The sequence below is a fragment of the Rathayibacter sp. AY1E8 genome (genome assembly GCF_002931415.1).
In the GTDB taxonomy this organism is placed as follows: Bacteria; Actinomycetota; Actinomycetes; order Actinomycetales; family Microbacteriaceae; genus Rathayibacter.
On record NZ_PSVI01000008.1, the window covers coordinates 60,091 to 80,765 of the forward strand.

A 20,675-nucleotide genomic window follows, 5' to 3' on the forward strand; every position below is an offset into this window, starting at 1 on the left:
AGGGTGTCAGCGCGCGGAGCGCAGGCGGGTGCCCTCGGCGAGGCCGCGGGAGGTCTCGGCGACCGCGTCGACCCCGCCGGACGCCAGCGCCCGCACCAGGGCGGATCCGACGATGGCGCCGTCCGCGTAGGCGAGGATCTCGGCGACCTGCTCGCCGGTCGAGATGCCCAGGCCGACGCACGCGCTCTCGGAGCCGGCGGCGCGGAGGCGGTCGACCAGGGTGCGGGCCGCGGAGTCGACATCGGTGCGCGCGCCGGTGATGCCCATCGTCGAGACCGCGTAGACGAATCCACGGCTCGAGTCGACGGCCTGGCGCAGGCGCGTGTCCGTCGAGGACGGTGCCGCGAGGAACACGCGGTCGAGTCCGAGCCGCTCGGAGACGGCGAGCCACTCGGCGCCCTCGTCCGGGATCAGGTCAGGCGTGATGAGGCCGGACCCGCCGGCCTCGGCCAGATCGGTGGCGAAGCGCTCGACCCCGTACTGCAGGACGGGGTTGTAGTAGGTCATCACCAGGACCGGCACGTCGACGCGCGCCCGGATCTCGCGGACGGCCTCGAAGCCGTGGCGGAGGCGGAAGCCGCCCGCGATGGCGGCCTGGGTCGCCTCCTGGATGACGGGTCCGTCCATCACCGGATCGGAGTAGGGCAGACCGAACTCGATCGCGTCGACGCCGTTCTCGGCCATGGCCACGGCGGCGTCGATGCTGGTCGGCAGGTCGGGGAAGCCGACGGGGAGGTAGCCGATCAGGGCGCCCGCCGCCTCCTCGTTCCGGCGCCGGACGGTCTCGGCGACGCTCGGTCCGCGGCCGCTCACGACTGCACCGCGCCCTGGTCCATGAGGCCGAAGTAGTGCGCAGCGGTCGTCATGTCCTTGTCGCCGCGGCCCGAGAGGTTGACCAGGATGGTGGCCTCGGGGCCGAGCTCGCGCCCGAGCTCCAGCGTGCCGGCCAGCGCGTGCGCGGACTCGATCGCGGGGATGATCCCCTCGGTGCGGCTGAGCAGCATGAGCGCGTCCATCGCGGCCGAGTCGGTGACCGCGCGGTAGTCGGCGCGGCCGATGCTCGAGAGCCACGCGTGCTCCGGGCCGATGCCCGGGTAGTCGAGGCCGGCCGAGATCGAGTGCGACTCGACGGTCTGGCCGTCCTCGTCCTGGAGGAGGAAGCTCCGGGCGCCGTGCAGGACTCCAGGGCGGCCCCTGCTGATGGTCGCCGCGTGGCGGGGGGTCTCGATCCCGTCGCCGCCGGCCTCGAAGCCGACGAGGCGGACCTCGGGGTCGTCGAGGAAGGCGTGGAAGATCCCCATCGCGTTGGAGCCGCCGCCGACGCAGGCGGTGACCGCGGTGGGCAGCGAGCCGGTCAGCTCGAGGACCTGCTCGCGCGCCTCCTCGCCGATGATCTTCTGGAAGTCGCGGACGAGGGCCGGGAACGGATGCGGGCCCGCGACGGTGCCGAAGATGTAGTTCGTGGTGCCGACGTTCGTCACCCAGTCGCGCATCGCGTCGTTGATCGCGTCCTTGAGGGTGCGCGAGCCGGTCGTCACGGGGATCACCTCGGCGCCGAGCAGGCGCATGCGGGCGACGTTGAGGGCCTGGCGCTCGGTGTCGACCTCGCCCATGTAGACCACGCAGTCGAGGCCGAACAGGGCGGCGGCCGTGGCGGTCGCGACGCCGTGCTGGCCCGCTCCCGTCTCGGCGATGACGCGGGTCTTGCCGATCCGCTTGGTGAGCAGCGCCTGGCCCAGCACGTTGTTGATCTTGTGCGAGCCGGTGTGGTTGAGGTCCTCGCGCTTGAGGATGATCCGCGCTCCGCCGGCGTGCTCGGCGAACCGCGGCACCTCGGTGATGATCGACGGACGGCCGGTGTAGCTGCGGTGCAGCTCCATCAGCTCGGCCGCGAACGCGGGGTCGACCTTCGTGCGCTCGTACTCGGCGCTCAGCTCGTCGAGGGCCTCGACGAGGGACTCGGGGACGTAGCGTCCGCCGAACTCGCCGAAGTAGGGGCCGAGTTCATCCCGGAGTGCCATGGGGGTACCGCCTATCGGTGTGGTCAGTGCGCCAGGAAGCCGGCGAGGGTGGAGACGGGGTCGCCGCCGGTGACGAGAGCCTCGCCCACGAGGACGACGTCGGCTCCGGAGCCGCGGTAGTGCGCGACGTCGTCGGCGGTGAGGACGGCCGACTCGGCCACCTTCACCGCGTCGTCGGGGAAGCGCTCGGAGAGGCGGCCGAAGAGGTCGCGGTCGAGCTGGAAGGTGGAGAGGTCGCGGGCGTTCACGCCGATGAGCCGCGCGCCGAGGTCGGCGGCCCGCTCGAGCTCGTCGGCCGAGTGCGTCTCGACGAGCGGGGTCATCCCCAGCTCGAGGACGAGGGCGTGCAGCTCGGCGAGCAGGGGCTGCTCGAGCGCGGCGACGATGAGGAGGACCAGGTCGGCTCCGGCCGCGCGGGCCTCGAGGACCTGGTACGGCTCGGCGACGAAGTCCTTGCGCAGGACGGGGATCGACACGCGCTCGCGGACCGCCTCGAGGTCCGCCAGGGACCCCTTGAAGCGGCGCTCCTCGGTGAGGACGCTGATCGCGCTCGCTCCCCCGAGCTCGTACTGTCCGGCCAGCTCGGCGGGGACGGGGATGTCGGCGAGGGCTCCGCGCGACGGGCTGGCGCGCTTCACCTCGGCGATGATCCTGACGCGCTCGGCGGGGGCCAGAGCGGCCAGGGCGTCGAGGGCGGGCGCCTGGGCGAGCGCGCGGCGCTCGACGGCTTCGAGCGGGGCGCTCTCGCGGCGCCGGGCCGCGTCGGCCAGGGCGCCGGCGGTGAGGTCGGCGAGCACCTAGGCGCGCGCCTTCGGGTTCGCCTTCGCGCCGTTGACGCCGTAGCCCGCCTTGGCCATGCCCATGCCCACGAGCAGACCCACCACGACCAGGCCGGCCGAGAGCCAGACCACCAGGGGCACGTCGAACCAGAACGCGATCGTGCCGATCGTGAATCCGACCAGCATGATGACGACGGCCGTCCACGCTGCGGGCGAGTGGCCGTGGTTGTCGTCGTCGTGCTCGGTGCTCATGGGTCTCCTCCTGGGGGTGCATCGGGACCAGAGCAGTCTAGCGTGAGGCGCCTGAGCGCCCGGCCCCGGACTCGCCTGCGCAGCCGCCTGCAGGAGGCGGGGATGCCGGACCGCCGGACACGACCGCGGCCGGTGTCAGCGGCCCGAGGTGGGGTCGTCGCCGCGCGAGAGCTCGTCCCACGAGACGACCGGGTCGATGTCGCCGTCGTCCGTCTGCACGGTCGACGCGCCGTGGCCGTAGCCGTCGGCGGGCTCGAAGCGGGAGGCGCGCTTCCGCGCCGCTCCCGGCCAGCGGCCCGAGGTCACGAGGACGCCGATCCCGAGCAGCGCGGTGAGCACGCCGCAGACCAGGGCGACGACGGGCCAGGCCGTCGCGGAGGACGAGGCCACGAGCGCCGCGACGGACTGCTCCCCCGCGATGGCGGTCGCCTCGGTGACGAGCGAAGCGCCGGCGCGCACGGGGTCGCCCAGTGCCGTCGCGGCCGCGAGCACCACCGAGGCGCCGAGGACGGCCTGGAGCACACCGAGCACGATCCGGAAGACGGGGCCGGCGATGGCGAGGGCCGCGGCGAGGGCGAGGCCCGCGAGCGCCAGGGCGGAGAGCGCGGGCGCGGCGACGGTCCCGGCCACGTCGATCCGCTGGCCCTCCCCCTCGATCGCGGCCAGGGTCAGCGTGGACCAGGTCTGGGTGGAGGAAGTCAGCTCGAGCGCGGCGAGCAGCACGACCCCGAGGATCGCCGTGTACTTCAGCCGCCGTCCGCTCATGCTCACTCCGCCGGACCGAGGCCGGTGAACGGCACGAGGGGGTCGACGTCGAAGCAGGCGTGCTCGCCCGTGTGGCAGGCTGCGCCGATCTGCTCGACCTGGACCAGCAGGGTGTCGGCGTCGCAGTCGAGGGCGGCACCCCGCACGTACTGCGCGTGCCCGGACGTGTCGCCCTTGCGCCAGTACTCCTGGCGCGAGCGCGACCAGAAGGTGACGCGGCCCTCGGTGAGGGTCCGCCGGAGCGCCTCGCGGTCCATCCAGCCCATCATGAGCACCTCGCGGGTGTCGTGCTGCTGGATGATCGCGGGCAGGAGCCCGGTCGGATCGAAGGCGGCGCGGTCCAGGACGGCGTCGAGCTCGGCGGGGGTCATCGGATCTCGATCCCGGAGGCGGCGAGCGCGCGCTTGACGTCGCCGATCGTCAGCTCGCGGTTGTGGAAGACGGAGGCGGCGAGCACGGCGTCGGCTCCCGCGTCGACGGCCGGAGCGAAGTGCTCGACGGCGCCGGCGCCTCCGGAGGCGATGACCGGCACGGAGCTCAGCTCGCGCATCGCGGCGATCAGCTCGAGGTCGAAGCCCTGCTTGGTGCCGTCGGCGTCGATGGAGTTGACCAGCAGCTCCCCGGCGCCGCGCTCGACGGCCTCGGCCGCCCAGGCCAGGGCGTCGAGCTCGGTCTCGCGGCGTCCGCCGTGAGTGGTGACGACGAAGCCGGACGGCGTGGCGTCGCTCCGCTTGACGTCGAGCGAGAGCACGAGCACCTGCGCGCCGAAGACGTCGGCGATCTCGCCGAGGAGCTCGGGCCGGGCGATCGCGGCGGAGTTGACGCCCACCTTGTCGGCGCCGTGCGCGAGCAGTCGCGAGACGTCCTCGGCGCTGCGCACGCCTCCGCCGACCGTGAGCGGGATGAAGACCTGCTCGGCGGTCGCCCGCACCACGTCGTAGGTGGTCGAGCGGTCGTCGACCGTGGCGGTGACGTCGAGGAAGGTCAGCTCGTCGGCGCCCTGCTCGAAGTAGAGGCGGGCGAGCTCGACGGGGTCGCCCGCATCGCGCAGGTTCTGGAAGTTGACGCCCTTCACGACGCGGCCGGCGGCGACGTCGAGGCAGGGGATGACGCGGACGGCGAGACTCATCGGCTCCCCCTCTACAGGCGCGCGGCGTGGATGGAGGTGACCAGGATCGCGCGGGCGCCCAGGTCGTACAGGCGGTCCATCACCTGGTTCATGTCCGAGCGCGGCACCATCACGCGGACGGCCACCCACTCGGCGTCGTGCAGCGGCGAGACCGTCGGCGACTCGAAGCCCGGGGCGATCGCCGTGGCGCTCTCCAGGAGCGCGACGGGGCAGTCGTAGTCGAGCAGCACGTACTCGCGGGCGACCAGCACGCCCTGCAGGCGGCGCAGCAGCACCGGGATGCCCTCGGGCTCCCCCGCGGCGGAGACCAGGACGGCGGTCGAGTCCAGGATGACCGGCCCGAAGATCTCGAGGCCGGCCTTGCGGAGCGTGGTGCCGGTCTCGACGACATCGGCGATGACGTCGGCGACGCCGAGCTGGATCGCGGACTCGACCGCGCCGTCGAGGCGGATCAGCGTCACCTCGACGCCGTGCTCCCGGAGGAAGCGGCCCACGAGGCCCGGGTAGCTGGTCGCCACGCGGAGGCCGTCGATCTGCGCGAGCTCGTCGTAGCGGCCTGCGGGCCCGGCGAAGCGGAAGGTGGAGTTCGCGAAGCCGAGGCTCGCGATCTCGCGCGCCTCGGAGCCGGAGTCGATCAGGAGGTCGCGGCCGGTGACCCCGACGTCGAGAGCGCCGGAGCCGACGTAGGTGGCGATGTCGCGCGGGCGCAGGTAGAAGAACTCGACCCCGTTGCGCTCGTCGACGACGTGCAGCTCCTTCGGGTCGCGGCGGCCGGTGTAGCCGGCCTCCGCGAGCATCTGACCGGCGGTCTCCGAGAGGGAGCCCTTGTTGGGGACGGCGACGCGCAGGAGCGCCGGGGCGGGGGTGGTGGTCACGGGACGTCCTTCATGACTCGACGGCTGTTCAGGGGGCGGCACGGCTCCTCGGGGAGCGTGCGGGCGCGACGGCGCGGAGCGGAGGCGCACCCCGGCGAGCGGGGCGGGGCTCACAGATGCCGGTAGACGTCGGCCGTCGTCAGTCCCTTGGCGAGCATGAGCACCTGCAGGTGGTAGAGCAGCTGCGAGATCTCCTCGGCGGTGCGCTCGTCGCCCTCGTACTCGGCGGCCATCCACACCTCGGCTGCCTCCTCGACGATCTTCTTGCCGATGAAGTGCACGCCGGCGTCGAGCTCGCGGACGGTGCCCGAACCCTCGGGACGGGCGGCGGCCTTCTCGCCCAGCTCAGCGAAGAGGTCGTCGAAAGTTTTCACCGGGGAAGTCTATACGGCGGCCGGGCGCGGGACGCCTCAGTGCCGGTGCAGGTGAGCGGTCGCCGTCTCGCGCAGCGACGCGATCGCGGCCTCCGGGTCGTCCGCGCCGAAGACCGCGGAGCCCGCGACGAAGGTGTCGGCTCCCGCCTCCGCTGCGATCTCGATCGTGCCGGGTGCGATCCCGCCGTCGACCTGGAGCCAGACGTCGAGCCCGGTGCGGTCCACCACGTTCCGGAGCGTGCGCAGCTTGGGCATCGTCTCCTGCATGAAGGACTGGCCCCCGAAGCCGGGCTCGACCGTCATCACGAGGACCTGGTCGAACTCGGGCAGGAGGTCGAGGTAGTCGTCCACCATCGTGCCCGGCTTGAGCGCGATCCCCGCCCGCGAGCCGATCTCGCGCAGGCGCCGCGCCAGGGCCACGGCGTCGCGCGCGGCCTCGGCGTGGAAGGTCACGGAGTAGGCGCCGGTCTCGGCGTAGTCGGGGGCCCACCGGTCGGGGTCGTCGATCATCAGGTGCAGGTCGAGCGGGCGGGGCGAGACGTCCTGGAGGCGCTGGACCATGGTCAGCCCGAAGGTGAGGTTCGGCACGAAGTGGTTGTCCATCACGTCGACGTGCACGAGGTCGGCTCCGGCGATGCGCTGCAGCTCGGCCTCGAAGTTCACGAAGTCGGCGGAGAGGATGCTGGGGTTGATCCGTGCGGGCATGCGTCCAGCCTAGATCGGAGCGTCCTCCGCGTCCGCCCGGCCGAGGACGCTCCCGCTCCGGAGGGGTCAGGCGTTCCCGGACGCCGCCTCGAGGGGCCGGCGGAGGAGCTGCACGAACATGGCGTCGGTGCCGTGCCGGTGCGGCCAGAGCTGCACGTGGAGGGGGCCGTCCGGCAGCGGGAGCGGGTCCGCCGTCACCGCGCGCAGCACGGCCGGCGTGTCGACGAGCTCGAGCTCGTGCCGCTCCTGCGCGAGGGCGAGCACGCGCCGGGTCTCGCCGAGGTGCGGCGAGCAGGTCACGTAGGCCAGCAGACCGTCGGGAGCGAGAGCCCTCACCGCGGAGTCGAGCAGCTCGCCCTGGAGTGCGGCCAGCGGCTCCACGTCGGCCGCGGACTTGCGCCAGCGCGCCTCCGGCCGCCGCCGCAGCGCACCGAGACCGGTGCACGGCGCGTCGAGGAGGATGCGGTCGAACGATCCCGGCTGCTCGTCGCCCAGGTCGCGCCCGTCGCCGGTGCGCACCTCGACCGACGGGTCGACGGCGGCCAGCGCCTGCCGCACCAGGCCCGCGCGGCCCGGGACCACCTCGTTGGCGAGCAGCGCCGCCCCTCCTGCGCGCGCCTCCGCCGCGAGCAGCGCCGCCTTGCCGCCGGGTCCCGCGCACAGGTCGAGCCAGCGCTCGCCCGGGCGGACCGGCCGTGCCCGGGAGAGCGCCAGAGCGGCGAGCTGGGAGCCCTCGTCCTGCACGCGCACGCGGCCCTCGTGCACCGCGGGGAACGCCTCCGGGTCGCCGCCGGTGCTGGTCATGCCGACCGGCGAGAACCGGTCGGATTCGGCGTCGGCGATCTCGCCGGGAGACGCCAGGCCCGGCAGAGCCACCAGGTTCACCCGCGGAGCCGCGTTGTCGGCGGCGAGCAGCGCGTCGAGCTCGTCGGCCGCCCCCTCCGCCGCCAGCGCCCGTCGCAGGGCGCGCACGATCCACACGGGGTGGGAGCTCAGCGCGGCGATCCGGTCGTCGCCGGAGACCGCGGCCGCGGAGACCCGCTCGCGCCACTCGCCGGCGCTCGAGCGCGAGACCGCGCGCAGCACGGCGTTGGCGAAGGCCACCGCTCCCCGCGAGGAGCCGGCCGCGACGAGCGCGACGCTCTCGTTCACCGCGGCGTGCGGGGCCACGCGGGTCGCGAGCAGCTGGTGCACGCCCAGGCGCAGCGCGTCGAGCACCGGCGCATCGATGCTCTCGACGGACCGGCCGGCCGCGAGGGCGATCACGCGGTCGTAGTAGCCGGACATCCGCAGGGTGCCGTAGCAGAGCTCGGTGGCCAGTCCCGCGTCGGCGGGCGAGAGGCCGGCGGCGCTGATCCGCGCGGGCAGGACCAGGTTGGCGTAGGCGTCCGACCCGCTCACCGCGAGCAGGACGTCGTAGGCGACCCGGCGGGCGGGAGCGGCCTCGCGCCGGGCGCTCACGCGAGCACCGTGCTCTCGCGCAGGCCGCGGGCCCAGGCGGCGCCGGCCATCGGGGTCCTGCCGGCGGGCTGGACGGTGACCAGCTCCACCGCTCCGTCCGCGGTGCCGACGAGGGCGCGCCCCGAGTCGAGGCGGACGACGCCGGGAGCGAGGTCCCCCTCGGCCGCGCGGACCGCGAGCACCTTGAGGCGCGCGTCCCCCACCGCGGTCGAGGCTCCGGGCTCGGGAGTCGTTCCGCGCACGAGCGCGAGGACCCGCGCGGTCGGGAGGCTCCAGTCGATCCGGCCGTCGGCGGCGTCGAGCTTGGGAGCGGGGGTCGCCTCTCCGGCCTGCGGAGTCGCGACGGCCGTGCCCTCCTCCAGCGCGTCGACCACGCCGAGGGTGAGGCCGGCGCCGCTCCCGGCCAGCTCCGTCAGCAGCTCGCCCGCGGTGCGCTCCCCCGCGTCGACGGCGAGCTCGGCGTACACGTCACCGGCGTCGAGCTCGGCGACCAGCTGGAAGACGCTCGCGCCGATCCGCGTGTCGCCCGCCATCAGCGCCCGCTGGACGGGAGCCGCCCCGCGCCAGCGCGGCAGCAGGGAGAAGTGCAGGTTGATCCAGCCCAGGCGCGGCACCGCCAGCAGGCGCTGCCGGACGAGGCCGCCGTAGGCCACGATCACGCCGAGGTCGGGGGCGAGCTCCGCGATCCGGTCGGTCACGTCCTCGTCGAGGCGGTTCGCCCGGATCACCGGGATCCCCAGCTCCTCGGCCGCGACGGCGACCGGCGAGGGGGTGAGCACGCGCTTGCGGCCCACCGGGGCGTCCTCCCGGGTGACCACGGCGACGACCTCGTGCGCGGAGGCGGCGAGGTCGCGGAGGGTCGGAACGGCGGCGGCGGGCGTGCCGGCGAAAACGAGGCGCACGGGGGTCTCCTGGGGGGTCAGAGGATGTCGGGGTCGTCGAGACGGACCCGGAGCCGGGGGGCCGGCCGGAAGCGGCCGGGCGTGGTCGGCGGGCGACGACGGCGCGTGGCGTTGCGGATCACGGCGGAGCGGAGGCGCGCGGCCACATCCGCACCGCGAGCGTAGTCGAACCGGACGATCGCCCGGACGGAGCCGTCCTCGAGCCCGACAGGACCGAGGACCTCGTGCCGGTCGTCCTCGTCGAGCGCGTCGAGCGCCTCCTCCACCGCGTGCGCGTCGCCGCTCACCGTGGCCAGGCGCACCGCGGGCGGGAAGCGCAGAGCGCGCCGCTCCTGGAGCTCGGCCCGGAGGTACTCGGCCTGCCGCCAGGTCGCCAGGGCGGTCGCGAGCCGACCGCCGACCCCGACCAGGAGGACCGGCGCGCCCGGGCGTGCCAGCGCCGCGGCGTTCGACCAGGTGCGAAGCGCGTCGTCGGCGACCCGCAGGCTCTCGCGGGCCAGCATCCGCTCGCCGTCCAGCAGCAGGACGGCGTGGTAGCCGCCGTCGGCCCGCGGCTCCGCCCCGCGCGTGGCCACGACGAGCGCGGGCTCGTCGGGGAGGGTGAGCACGGGGCGCTGCCCGTCGGCGACGATCACCTTGGCACCCGGGAAGGCGCGTCCGAGCTCCTCCGCGGTGCGGCCCGCGCCGAGGGAGACGAGGCGCAGAGCCGTCGCCTCGCAGACGGAGCAGGTCCAGTCGGCCGCGATCAGGCCGCACCAGCCGCAGCTCGGCCGCCCGCCCTCGGAGTGCACGCCGAGCGGACCCTGGCAGCGGTTGCAGCGTGCGACGGTCCGGCAGCGGGCGCAGGCGACCACCGGCGCGTAGCCGGGGCGCGCGACCTGGACGAGCACGGGACCGGAGTCGAGGGCCTTCCGCGCCTCCCGCCAGGCGGAGGAGGGGATGCGCGCTGCCGCGTCGTGCTCGTCGGCCGCCCACTGCTGGGCGGTCGGCACGACGTGCGGGCGGCGGCTCGGCCGCGGCTCCACCTCGGTCGCGAAGCCGATCTCGACGAGCCGCTCGACCTCGACCGTGCGCGTGTTGCCGAGCAGGACGAGGCCGGCGCCGCTCTGCTCCTGCCGCACCAGGGCGACGTCGCGCGCGTGCGCGTAGGGCGCGAGCGGCTCGGCGAAGAGCGGATCGCCGTCGTCCCAGAGCGCGATCAGGCCGAGGGCGGAGGAGGGCGCATAGAGGACGGAGCGGTTGCCGACGACGACCCGCGGCCCGGGATCGAGGCAGCGGACGAAGGCGGAGTAGCGCTCGGCGCCCTTCTGCCGCGCATCGAGGCGCACCACCGCCTCCGCGGGGACGAGGGCGGCGAGAGCGAGCTCCAGCTGCTCCTGGTCGCGGTAGTCGGGGACGGCCAGGATCGCGTCGCGGCCCGCGGCGAGCGTGTCCCGAGCGAGCTCGGCGAGCGTGACGGCCCAGCCGCCGACCCACGCGCCCGAGTCGAGCCCCACCGGAGCCGGCACGGCGCCGACCGCCAGCCGGGCCCCCTCGGCGAGTCCAACGAAGGAGGCGTCGGGGTAGCCCGTCACGCCGCCCGCCTCGACCGCGGGCGCCGCAGGAGCGGGACCCGCGGCGAGTCGCGCCTTCTCGACGCGGACGTGGCGGCGCGGCACGGCCAGGCGCAGCACGTCGCTCGCGCCCCCGGAGGCGCGGTCGGCCACCCGGCGGGCGAGGGCCCAGACCTCCGGGGTCAGCACGACGAGCGGCGAGACCAGCTCCTCGATGCCGCTGAGCGCTCCGGCGTGCTCGGTCCCCTCCCCCGTCTCGACGACGAACGCGTCGGCGATCCGGCCTCCGGTCCGCAACGGCACCCGCACGCGCACGCCGGGGACCACCTCGCCGCGCAGCGCCTCCGGCACCGCGTAGTCCAGGAGCCGGTCGAGCTGCGGGAGGGGCGAGTCCAGGAGCACGCGCGCGACGGCTCCGCTCGTCGCCATCGCCGCCGCGCCCGCTACGAGAGGCCCGCGGCGGAGCGCAGGTCGTCGACCCGGTCGAGGCGCTCCCAGGTGAAGTCGGGGAGCTCCCGGCCGAAGTGGCCGTAGGCCGCGGTCTGCGCGTAGATCGGGCGGAGCAGGTCGAGTGCGTGGATGATCGCGGCCGGGCGCAGGTCGAAGACCGAGCGGATCGCCTCGGTGATCGTCTCGTCGGAGACGGTGCCGGTGCCGAACGTCTCGACGTAGAGGCCGACCGGGGCCGCCTTGCCGATGGCGTAGGCGACCTGCACCTCCAGCCGCGAGGCGAGCCCCGCGGCGACCGCGTTCTTGGCGACCCACCGCATGGCGTAGGCGGCCGAGCGGTCCACCTTCGACGGGTCCTTGCCCGAGAACGCGCCGCCGCCGTGGCGGGACGCTCCGCCGTAGGTGTCGACGATGATCTTGCGGCCGGTGAGCCCGGCGTCGCCCTGAGGCCCGCCGATCTCGAAGCGGCCGGTCGGGTTGATCAGCAGGCGCACGGCGGAGGAGTCGAGGTCGACCGTCTCGAGCACGGGGCGGATGACGTGCGCCGCGATGTCCGCGTGGATCGTCTCGGTGCTGACGTGCTCGGCGTGCTGGGTGGACAGGACGACGGTGTCGATGGTGGACGGCGTCGTGCCGTCGTAGCCGATGGTGACCTGGGTCTTGCCGTCGGGTCGGAGGTAGTCGAGCTCGCCCGACTTGCGGACGGCGGCCAGGCGCTCGGCGAGGCGGTGCGAGAGCCAGCTCGGCAGCGGCATGTACTCGGGGGTCTCGTCGGTCGCGAAGCCGAACATCAGGCCCTGGTCGCCCGCGCCCTGGCGGTCGAAGGCGTCCTCGCCCGCCTCGGAGGAGCGGACCTCGAGCGCCGTGTCGACGCCCGCCGCGATCTCGGGCGACTGCTGGCCGATCGAGACCGAGACGCCGCAGGAGCGGCCGTCGAAGCCCTTCTCCGAGGAGTCGTAGCCGATCTCGACGATCGTGTCGCGCACGATCTTGGGGATCTCGACGTAGCCGCTCGTGGAGACCTCGCCCGCGACGTGCACGAGCCCCGTCGTGACCAGCGTCTCGACGGCGACCCGGCTGTGCGGGTCCTCGCGGAGCAGGGCGTCGAGGATGCGGTCCGAGATCTGGTCGCAGATCTTGTCCGGGTGGCCCTCGGTGACGGACTCGGAGGTGAACAGGCGGAGGGGACCGGAGGTCATGCTTCTCTTCTCGTCCCGGCTCGTGCGGACCGGGGTCGTTCGTACCGGGAGTGGCCTGGCGGGCGCGATGCCGGGCGGCAGGCGATCGGCGCCTGGGCGGGCGGACCGGCGGGGCTAGCGCACGACCGCGTCGAGGACGCGATCGGCCACCTCCGCCTTGCTGCCCGAGGCCTCGCCAACTATATCGCCGGCCCGATCGAGGACCACGACGGCGTTGCTGTCGCTCTGGAAACCCTCGGCCCAGCCCACCCTGTTGAGGACGAGCAGGTCGCAGCCCTTGCGGGCGATCTTGGCGCGGCCGAGCGCGAGCATCGCGTCCCGGTCCGGCTCGGTCTCCGCGGCGAAGCCGACGACGATCTGCCCCTCCCGCCGGGAGGCGGAGATCTCGGCGAGGACGTCCGGGTTCTTGACGAGCTCGAGGACGAGACGGTCGCCCTGCTGCTCCTTCTTGATCTTCGCGTCGGCGACCGCGGCGGGCCGGTAGTCGGCGACGGCCGCGGCCATGATCACGACGTCCGCGCCGGTGGCCGCGGCGAGGGCGGCCTCGCGCAGCTCGAGCGCGGTGCCCACCGGGAGGACCGTGACGCCCTCCGGCGCCGGCACGTCGAGGTTCGCGGCGAGGAGGGTGACCTCCGCCCCCCGGGCCGCAGCGGCCAGCGCGAGCGCGACGCCCTGCCTGCCGCTGGAGCGGTTGCCGACGAAGCGCACCGGGTCGAGGGGCTCGCGGGTTCCGCCGGCGGTCACGAGGACGCGCACGCCCGCGAGGTCGCGGCGGGCGGAGGCGGAGCGGGCGTGGACGGCGAGGGCCTCCGCCACGATCGTCTCGGGCTCCTCCATGCGGCCGGGGCCCGAGTCGGCGCCGGTGAGGCGGCCGACCGCGGGGCCGACGACGTGCACGCCGCGGGAGCGGAGCACCGCCATGTTCGCGACGGTGGCGGCGTTCGCCCACATCTCGGTGTGCATCGCGGGGGCGACCACGAGCGGGGCGGTGCTCGCGAGCACCGTGTTGCCGAGCAGGTCGTCGGCGAGGCCGGCGGCGAGCTTGGCGAGCGTGTGCGCCGTCGCGGGCGCGATCACGATGAGGTCGGCGGCCTGGCCGATGGCCACGTGCCGGACCTCGGCGACGCCCTCGTAGAGCTCGGTGTGCACCGGGTTCCGCGAGATGGCCTCGAGGGTGGGCTTGCCGACGAAGCGCAGCGCGGCCTCGGTCGCGACGACGTGCACGTCGTGCTCCGCGAGGACCAGCGCGCGGACGACTCCGACGGCCTTGTACGCGGCGATGCCACCGGTGATGCCGACGACGACGTTGAGCCGTCGGCCGGCCTCGAGAGAGGAGCCCACCCGGAGGGGACTACTCGGCGAGGGGCTTGGCGACGAGCTTGTCCTCGTTGATCTCGTGCAGTGCGACCGAGAGGGGCTTGTCGTCGATGGTGGAGTCGACCAGCGGGCCGACGTTGTCGAACAGGCTGCCCTCGTGGAGGTCGGCGTAGTAGTCGTTGATCTGGCGGGCGCGCTTGGAGGCGAAGATCACCAGCGCGTACTTGGAGTCGACCTTCGAGAGGAGCTCGTCGATGGGCGGGTCGATGATGCCGAGGTTGTTGGCCATGGGTGTCTCCTTGCAGGCGCATCAGCGCCGATCTGCGGCTCCGGAGCAACACGGCGCGCGGGCTCCGAGGGGCGTGTGCCCGGTGGGACCCGGGGCGTCGGCCCGGAGGTGGTCGGTGGCCCGGTCTCAGCGGCCCGGGTCAGCGGGCGCGCCGTCGGCACGAGGCGACATCAATTCTACGACCTCGCGGGCCGCTTCGGGCACGGTGCTGTTGACGACGGCGAAATCGAACTCGTCCTGCGCGGCCAGCTCCACCTTCGCGGTGGCCAGACGGCGCTCCTGCTCCTCCGCGCTCTCGGTGCCGCGGCCGACCAGGCGGCGGACCAGCTCGTCCCAGCTCGGCGGCAGGAGGAAGACCAGCCGCGCGTCCGGCATCCGCTCGCGCACCTGGCGGGCACCCTGGATGTCGATCTCGAGCATCACCTGCCGGCCCTGCTCCAGCGCGGCGTCGATGGGGCCGCGGGGCGTGCCGTAGCGGTGAGCGTTGTGGACGACGGCGTACTCGAGGAACTCCCCCGCCGCGACCATCCGGTCGAACTCGGCGTCGTCGACGAAGTAGTAGCTGACGCCGTCCACCTCGCCCGGACGCGGGGCCCGGGTGGTGGCCGAGACCGAGAGCAGGACGTCCGGGTAGTTCTCGCGGATGTAGGTCGACACGGTGCCCTTGCCGACCGCGGTCGGACCGGCGAGGACGAGCAGGCGGTTGCGGCCGGGGCGGCGCTGCCGCGACTCCCGCTCCTCCAGGAACGACGACAGGCCCTCGACCTGGCGCCGGCCGAGCCCGCCGAGGCGCTTCGACTCGGCGATCCGCAGCTGGTCCATCACCCGGGGCGTCTTCACCACGCCGAGTGCGGGCACGGCGCGGAGCAGCTCGCTGACGCGCATCCGCCCCTCGACTCCGAGCGGCTCGGCCTGGGCCGCCGCGAGCACGGCGGTCGCGGGGCGGCGTCCGGCGGCGACGGCCTTCTTGACGGCGGCGCGGGCACGGCGCGCCGCGATCGCGGCCTCGGAGGCGGCGCGCCGGTCGACCTCGGGCGGCGAGGGACGGCGCACGGCCTCCGGGCGCGAGGAGGCGCCGGGATCGGGGCTGACGGTTTCAGCGGACAAGGGTCTCCTGGATGTCGGTCGCGCGGCGGGTGATCTCGGCCGCGATCCCCGAGGGGCCGGCGCCGAGCACGCTCCGCGACTCGCTGACGATGGTGGCGGCGCTCAGCGCGCCGAACAGCCGCTGCGCGTCCGCGACGGCCGCGCCCTGGTGGCCGAAGCCGGGCGCGAGCACCGGGAGTGCGGGGTGCAGCGGCTCGTCGATGCCGATGCCGAAGTCGCCCAGGGCGACCGTGGCGCCGAGCACCACGCCGACCGAGCCGATCGACGCGCGAGCGTGAGCGTCGTTCCAGGATGCCACGTCCGCCACGACCGCGCGTGCCACGGTGTATCCCGCCCGGCCGCCGTCCTGCACGAGGGCGCGCTGCACGGGACGGGCCTCGGGGTTGGAGGTGGCTGCGAGGACGAACACGCCCTTGCCCGCCTCCTCCGCGAGGGTCAGCATGCCCTCGAGGGAGCCGAGCCCCTGGTAGGCCGCGGCGGTCATGGCGTCCGCCTCGAGCGGCGAGCCGGGCCGGAGCCACGCCTCGGCATAGGCGGTGACGCTCGTGCCGATGTCGCCGCGCTTGACGTCGGCGATCACCAGCAGTCCGGCCTCGCGGGCGTCGGCGAGCACGCGCTCGAGCGCGGCGTAGCCCGCCGAGCCGTGCCGCTCGAAGAAGGCGATCTGCGGCTTGACGACGCCTACACGGCCGGCCGCCGCCTCGACGACCGAGCGGCCGAAGCTCTCGAGCCCGGCCGCGTCGTCGGCGAGGCCCCACGCGTCGAGCAGGTACGCGTGCGGGTCGATCCCGACGCAGAGCCGGCCGTGCGCGGCGAACGCCGCCTCGAGGCGCGAGCCGAAGGAGGCGGTGCCCGCCGCGCCGCCGCTCACGCGGTGCGCTCCGCGCGGCGCAGGGCGTAGTCCTGCAGGCTCGTCACCTCGAAGGGCTCGTTCGCCGCGTCGAGCGAGGCGACCGCGGCCGCGAGCTGGGCGATCGTGGTGAACAGCGGCTTGTCCGCGGCGACCGCGGCGGCGCGGATCTCGTAGCCGTCGGCGCGGGTCGCTCCTCCGCTGGGCGTGTTGATCACCACGTCGACCTCGTCGCGGGCGATCAGCTCGACGATGGAGGGCGCGTCGCCCTCGGCGGTCTCGCTGTACTTGCGGACCACGCGGGCCTGGATCCCGTTGCGGTTCAGCACCTCGGCCGTGCCCTCGGTCGCGAGGATGTCGAAGCCGAGCTGGCGCAGGCGCAGCGCGGGCAGGACGATCGAGCGCTTGTCGCGGTCGGCGACCGAGATGAAGACGGTCCCGCTCGCCGGCATGCCGCCGTACGCGGCGTCCTGGCTCTTCGCGAAGGCGCGCGGGAAGTCGCGGTCGATCCCCATGACCTCGCCGGTGGAGCGCATCTCGGGCCCGAGCAGCGAGTCGACGATCTGGCCCTCCTTGGTGCGGAAGCGCTTGAACGGCAGGACCGCCTCCTTCACCGCGATGGGAGAGTCCATCGGGACGTCGGAGCCGTCGCGCTCGGGCAGCAGGCCCTCGGCCTTCAGCGCGGCGATGGTCTCGCCCACCATCAGGCGCGACGCTGCCTTCGCGAGCGGGATGCCCAGCGCCTTCGACACGAACGGCACGGTGCGCGAGGCCCGGGGGTTCGCCTCGAGCACGTAGAGCACGCCCTGGCCGATCGCGAACTGGACGTTCAGCAGTCCCCGGACGCCGACGCCCTGCGCGATCGCGAGGGTCGCCTCCCGCACCTGGTCGATCTGCCGGCGGCCGAGCGTCACCGGCGGGAGCGTGCACGCCGAGTCGCCGGAGTGGATGCCGGCCTCCTCGATGTGCTCCATCACGCCGCCGATGTAGAGCTGCTCGCCGTCGAAGAGCGCGTCGACGTCGATCTCGATCGCGTCATCGAGGAAGCGGTCCACCAGCAGCGGGTGCGCCTCGTCGATGATCCCCTCGCCGGCCATCCGCTCGAAGTAGTCCTCGAGCTGGGGCGTTCCGTAGACGATCTCCATGCCGCGCCCGCCGAGGACGAACGACGGACGGACGAGGACCGGGTAGCCGATCTCCACCGCGACCTCGCGGGCGCCGTCGAGGTCGGTCGCGGTGCCGTTGCGCGGAGCGAGAAGTCCCGCCTCGTCGAGGATCCGCGAGAACGCGCCGCGCTCCTCCGCGAGGTCGATGTTCGCGGGGGTGGTGCCGAGGATGGGCACGCCGGCCGCCTCGAGGCCCGCGGCGAGCCCGAGCGCCGTCTGGCCGCCCAGCTGCACGACGACGCCGACGAGCTCGCCGGACTGCGACTCCGCGTGGATGACCTCGAGCACGTCCTCGAGAGTCAGCGGCTCGAAGTAGAGGCGGTCCGAGGTGTCGTAGTCGGTCGAGACCGTCTCGGGGTTGCAGTTGATCATGATCGTCTCGAAGCCCGCGTCCGAGAGCGCGAACGAGGCGTGCACGCAGGAGTAGTCGAACTCGACCCCCTGCCCGATGCGGTTGGGGCCGGAGCCCAGGATGACGACCTTGCGGCGGTCGGCGGCGACGACCTCCGTCTCCTCGTCGTACGACGAGTAGTGGTACGGCGTGAGCGCCGGGAACTCGCCCGCGCAGGTGTCGACGGTCTTGTAGACCGGGCGCACGTCCAGCGCGTAGCGGGTGCGGCGGACCTCCGCCTCGTCGAGCCCGCGGAGCTCGGCGATCTGCGCGTCCGAGAAGCCGTGGTCCTTCGCGAGGCGGAGGAGTCCGGCGTCGAGGCCGTCGTGCTCGCGCACCAGGTCGGCGATCTCGTTGATCAGCACGATCTGGTCGAGGAACCAGGGGTCGATCTTCGTGGACTCGAACGCCTGCTCGACCGTGGCTCCCAGGCGCAGCGCCTGCTGCACGGTGACGATGCGGCCGTCGGTCGGGGTCCTCGCGATCTCGAGGAGCTCCTCGACCGAGCGCTCCTGCGCGCCCCAGTGGAACGACGAGCCGCGCTTCTCGAGCGAGCGGAGCGCCTTCTGCAGCGCCTGCGCGTAGTTGCGGCCGATCGCCATCGCCTCGCCCACCGACTTCATGGTCGTGGTCAGCGTCTTGTCGGCGGCCGGGAACTTCTCGAACGCGAACCGCGGGACCTTCACGACCACGTAGTCCAGCGTCGGCTCGAAGCTCGCCGGCGTCACCTTGGTGATGTCGTTCGGGATCTCGTCCAGGCGGTAGCCGATGGCGAGCTTCGCGGCGATCTTGGCGATCGGGAAGCCGGTCGCCTTGGAGGCGAGGGCGGAGGAGCGGGAGACGCGCGGGTTCATCTCGATCACGATGATCCGGCCGTCCGCCGGGTCGATCGCGAACTGGATGTTGCAGCCGCCGGTGTCCACGCCCACGTCGCGGATGATCCGGATGCCGATGTCGCGCAGCTTCTGGTACTCGCGGTCGGTGAGGGTCAGCGCCGGTGCGACGGTGATCGAGTCGCCCGTGTGCACGCCGACGGGGTCGACGTTCTCGATCGAGCAGACGACGACCGTGTTGTCGGCCGTGTCGCGCATGAGCTCGAGCTCGTACTCCTTCCAGCCGAGGATCGACTCCTCCAGGAGAACCTCGGTGGTGGGGCTCTGGTGCAGGCCGTCGCCGACCATCCGCACCAGCTCCTCGCGGGTGTAGGCGAAGCCGGAGCCCAGGCCGCCCATGGTGAACGACGGGCGGATGACGAGGGGGTAGCCCAGGTCCTCGGCGTACTCGATCGCCTCGTCGACGGTGTGCGCGATGTAGGACTTCGCGACGTCGGCGCCCGCGTCCAGCACCAGCTGCTTGAAGATCTGGCGGTCCTCGCCGCGGTTGATCGCCTCGAAGCTCGCGCCGATGAGCTCGACGCCGTACTTCTCGAGGATCCCGAGGTCGTGCAGCTGGATGGCCGCGTTCAGGGCCGTCTGCCCGCCGAGGGTCGGCAGGATGGCATCCGGCTTCTCCTTGGCGATGATCGCCTCGATCGCCTTGGGCGTGATCGGCTCCACGTAGGTGGCGTCGGCGAAGTCGGGATCGGTCATGATCGTCGCCGGGTTGGAGTTGACGAGGATCACGCGCACCCCCTCGGCGCGCAGCACGCGGCAGGCCTGGGTGCCGGAGTAGTCGAACTCGACGGCCTGTCCGATGACGATCGGGCCGGAGCCGATGACCAGGACGCTCTGGATGTCTTCCCTGCGCGGCATTACTTCTGCTCTCCGATGCTGCTGGTCGTGGGGATGTCGGTGGGCTCCGAGGCCCCGCGCCCGGCCGTGCGCTGCACGACCATCTCGCGGAAGCGGTCGAAGAGGTGGTTGGAGTCGTGCGGGCCGGCCGCCGCCTCCGGGTGGTACTGCACCGAGAAGGCGGGGATGTCGAGGCAGCGCAGGCCCTCCACGACCGAGTCGTTGAGGGAGTAGTGGCTGACCTCGACGCGGCCGAAGCCCTCGGGCGAGTCCAGCTCGCCCTCGATCGGCGCGTCCACGGCGAACCCGTGGTTCTGCGAGGTGATCTCCACGCGGCCGGTGAGCTTGTCGAGCACGGGCTGGTTGATCCCGCGGTGGCCGAACGGGAGCTTGTAGGTGCCGAAGCCGAGAGCGCGCCCCAGCAGCTGGTTGCCGAAGCAGATGCCGAAGAACGGCAGGTCGGCGCGCAGGGTGGTGCGCAGCAGCTCGACGTGGCGGTCCGAGGCCTCGGGGTCGCCGGGGCCGTTGGAGAAGAAGAGCGCGGACGGGTCGAGCGCGAGCACCTGCTCGGCGGTCACCGACTCGGGCAGCACGTGGACGTCGAAGCCGCGCTCCGCGAGGTAGTTGACCGTCGAGGTCTTCACCCCCAGGTCGATGACCGCGACCGAGCCGACGCGCTCGCCGCGGGCGGGCACCGTGTACTGCTCGTCGGTCGAGACCGAGGAGGAGAGGTTGAGCCCCTGCATCTGCCGGCCGCCGAGGACCAGCGCGAGCTGCTCCTCCTCGGGGAGGGCGAGGTCCTCGCCGGAGAACACGCCGGCGCGCATCGAGCCGGCCGAGCGGATGTGGCGGGTGATCGCCCGGGTGTCGACGCCGGAGATCCCGACGATGCCGCCGGTCTCCAGGTCGTCGCCGAGGGAGCGCTGCGCGCGGAAGTTGGAGACGACGCGGGAGGGGTCGCGGACGACGTAGCCGGCGACCCAGATGCGGCGCGACTCCATGTCCTCGTCGTTGGTCCCGGTGTTGCCGATGTGGGGCGCGGTCTGCACGACGATCTGGCCGGCGTAGCTCGGGTCGGTCAGCGTCTCCTGGTACCCGGTCATGCCGGTGGCGAAGACGATCTCGCCCAGGGTGCGGCCTCGGGCGCCGTAGGCCTGTCCCCGGAATCGTCGTCCGTCCTCGAGGACGAGGACGGCGGTGGGTTCGGTGCTGAGGCGTGTCGTTGGCACGGACTAGGAGCCCTTCTGGGTCGTGTCGGGACCGCCGTCGCCGGCCAGGACGGGCCGAGCTACGACGCCCGCTTCAAGGTGAACCCGCCGCTGCGCCGCGACGAGGACGTGCTCGCCCTCCGCGAGGCCCT

General features: G+C 73.6%; 20 protein-coding genes. All 20 read right to left on the bottom strand.

Going from position 1 to position 20,675, the window contains the following annotated elements; translation table 11 throughout:
- Positions 1–6: 6 nt before the first annotated feature.
- On the bottom strand, positions 7–813 hold the full coding sequence (gene trpA / locus C5C74_RS03840; protein ID WP_104351008.1) for a tryptophan synthase subunit alpha: 807 nt from the start codon (positions 811–813) through the stop codon (positions 7–9).
- Entirely contained in the window at positions 810–2,021 is a 1,212-nt protein-coding gene (gene trpB / locus C5C74_RS03845) for a tryptophan synthase subunit beta (protein ID WP_104351009.1), read from the bottom strand. The genes trpA and trpB overlap by 4 nt, the downstream gene beginning before the upstream one ends.
- Before the next feature lie 23 nt (positions 2,022–2,044).
- A complete protein-coding gene (trpC, locus tag C5C74_RS03850; RefSeq protein ID WP_104221862.1) occupies positions 2,045–2,818 on the bottom strand; it encodes an indole-3-glycerol phosphate synthase TrpC in 774 nt (257 codons plus the stop codon).
- Complete coding sequence (locus C5C74_RS03855) at positions 2,819–3,052, bottom strand: DUF6704 family protein (RefSeq protein WP_104221860.1); 234 nt, start codon at positions 3,050–3,052, stop codon at positions 2,819–2,821.
- A 135-nt stretch (positions 3,053–3,187) separates the two neighbouring features.
- Complete coding sequence (locus tag C5C74_RS03860) at positions 3,188–3,817, bottom strand: Trp biosynthesis-associated membrane protein (protein ID WP_104260723.1); 630 nt, start codon at positions 3,815–3,817, stop codon at positions 3,188–3,190.
- A gap of 2 nt (positions 3,818–3,819) precedes the next feature.
- The gene (hisI, locus tag C5C74_RS03865; protein WP_104221855.1) at positions 3,820–4,188 is read right to left on the bottom strand and encodes a phosphoribosyl-AMP cyclohydrolase; all 369 of its coding nucleotides are present in this window, start codon (positions 4,186–4,188) and stop codon (positions 3,820–3,822) included.
- Complete coding sequence (gene hisF / locus C5C74_RS03870) at positions 4,185–4,946, bottom strand: imidazole glycerol phosphate synthase subunit HisF (RefSeq protein WP_104287919.1); 762 nt, start codon at positions 4,944–4,946, stop codon at positions 4,185–4,187. Before hisF ends, hisI begins: the two co-directional genes overlap by 4 nt.
- A gap of 11 nt (positions 4,947–4,957) precedes the next feature.
- Positions 4,958–5,821: an ATP phosphoribosyltransferase gene (gene hisG, locus C5C74_RS03875; protein WP_104221851.1), complete on the bottom strand. Its 864-nt coding sequence runs from the start codon at positions 5,819–5,821 to the stop codon at positions 4,958–4,960.
- 110 nt (positions 5,822–5,931) lie between these two features.
- Positions 5,932–6,195, bottom strand: coding sequence for a phosphoribosyl-ATP diphosphatase (locus C5C74_RS03880; RefSeq protein WP_055791842.1), 264 nt, complete (start codon positions 6,193–6,195; stop codon positions 5,932–5,934).
- A gap of 36 nt (positions 6,196–6,231) precedes the next feature.
- Positions 6,232–6,900 carry a ribulose-phosphate 3-epimerase gene (gene rpe, locus C5C74_RS03885; protein ID WP_104351010.1) on the bottom strand — a complete coding sequence of 223 codons (669 nt, stop codon included), beginning with the start codon at positions 6,898–6,900 and terminating at the stop codon, positions 6,232–6,234.
- A 66-nt stretch (positions 6,901–6,966) separates the two neighbouring features.
- Positions 6,967–8,361 (bottom strand): RsmB/NOP family class I SAM-dependent RNA methyltransferase, encoded by a 1,395-nt coding sequence (locus tag C5C74_RS03890; protein ID WP_258064087.1) that lies wholly within the window; start codon positions 8,359–8,361, stop codon positions 6,967–6,969.
- Complete coding sequence (locus C5C74_RS17285; RefSeq protein WP_104257838.1) at positions 8,358–9,263, bottom strand: methionyl-tRNA formyltransferase; 906 nt, start codon at positions 9,261–9,263, stop codon at positions 8,358–8,360. Before C5C74_RS17285 ends, C5C74_RS03890 begins: the two co-directional genes overlap by 4 nt.
- Positions 9,264–9,280: 17 nt before the next feature.
- A complete protein-coding gene (locus C5C74_RS03900) occupies positions 9,281–11,245 on the bottom strand; it encodes a hypothetical protein (protein WP_104351012.1) in 1,965 nt (654 codons plus the stop codon).
- Positions 11,246–11,259: 14 nt separating this feature from the next.
- On the bottom strand, positions 11,260–12,465 hold the full coding sequence (metK, locus tag C5C74_RS03905; RefSeq protein WP_104221839.1) for a methionine adenosyltransferase: 1,206 nt from the start codon (positions 12,463–12,465) through the stop codon (positions 11,260–11,262).
- A gap of 114 nt (positions 12,466–12,579) precedes the next feature.
- Positions 12,580–13,806 (bottom strand): bifunctional phosphopantothenoylcysteine decarboxylase/phosphopantothenate--cysteine ligase CoaBC, encoded by a 1,227-nt coding sequence (gene coaBC, locus C5C74_RS03910; RefSeq protein WP_104345127.1) that lies wholly within the window; start codon positions 13,804–13,806, stop codon positions 12,580–12,582.
- A gap of 10 nt (positions 13,807–13,816) precedes the next feature.
- Positions 13,817–14,071 carry a DNA-directed RNA polymerase subunit omega gene (gene rpoZ / locus C5C74_RS03915; RefSeq protein WP_104221835.1) on the bottom strand — a complete coding sequence of 85 codons (255 nt, stop codon included), beginning with the start codon at positions 14,069–14,071 and terminating at the stop codon, positions 13,817–13,819.
- A gap of 126 nt (positions 14,072–14,197) precedes the next feature.
- Positions 14,198–15,124: a guanylate kinase gene (gene gmk, locus C5C74_RS03920; protein WP_181028723.1), complete on the bottom strand. Its 927-nt coding sequence runs from the start codon at positions 15,122–15,124 to the stop codon at positions 14,198–14,200.
- Between the two features lie 43 nt (positions 15,125–15,167).
- Positions 15,168–16,049, bottom strand: a complete 882-nt coding sequence (gene pyrF, locus C5C74_RS03925) for an orotidine-5'-phosphate decarboxylase (RefSeq protein WP_104351013.1) — start codon at positions 16,047–16,049, stop codon at positions 15,168–15,170.
- Positions 16,046–19,336, bottom strand: coding sequence for a carbamoyl-phosphate synthase large subunit (carB, locus tag C5C74_RS03930; RefSeq protein ID WP_104221829.1), 3,291 nt, complete (start codon positions 19,334–19,336; stop codon positions 16,046–16,048). Before carB ends, pyrF begins: the two co-directional genes overlap by 4 nt.
- Positions 19,336–20,544 carry a glutamine-hydrolyzing carbamoyl-phosphate synthase small subunit gene (gene carA, locus C5C74_RS03935; protein ID WP_104351014.1) on the bottom strand — a complete coding sequence of 403 codons (1,209 nt, stop codon included), beginning with the start codon at positions 20,542–20,544 and terminating at the stop codon, positions 19,336–19,338. The genes carB and carA overlap by 1 nt, the downstream gene beginning before the upstream one ends.
- Positions 20,545–20,675: the final 131 nt, after the last annotated feature.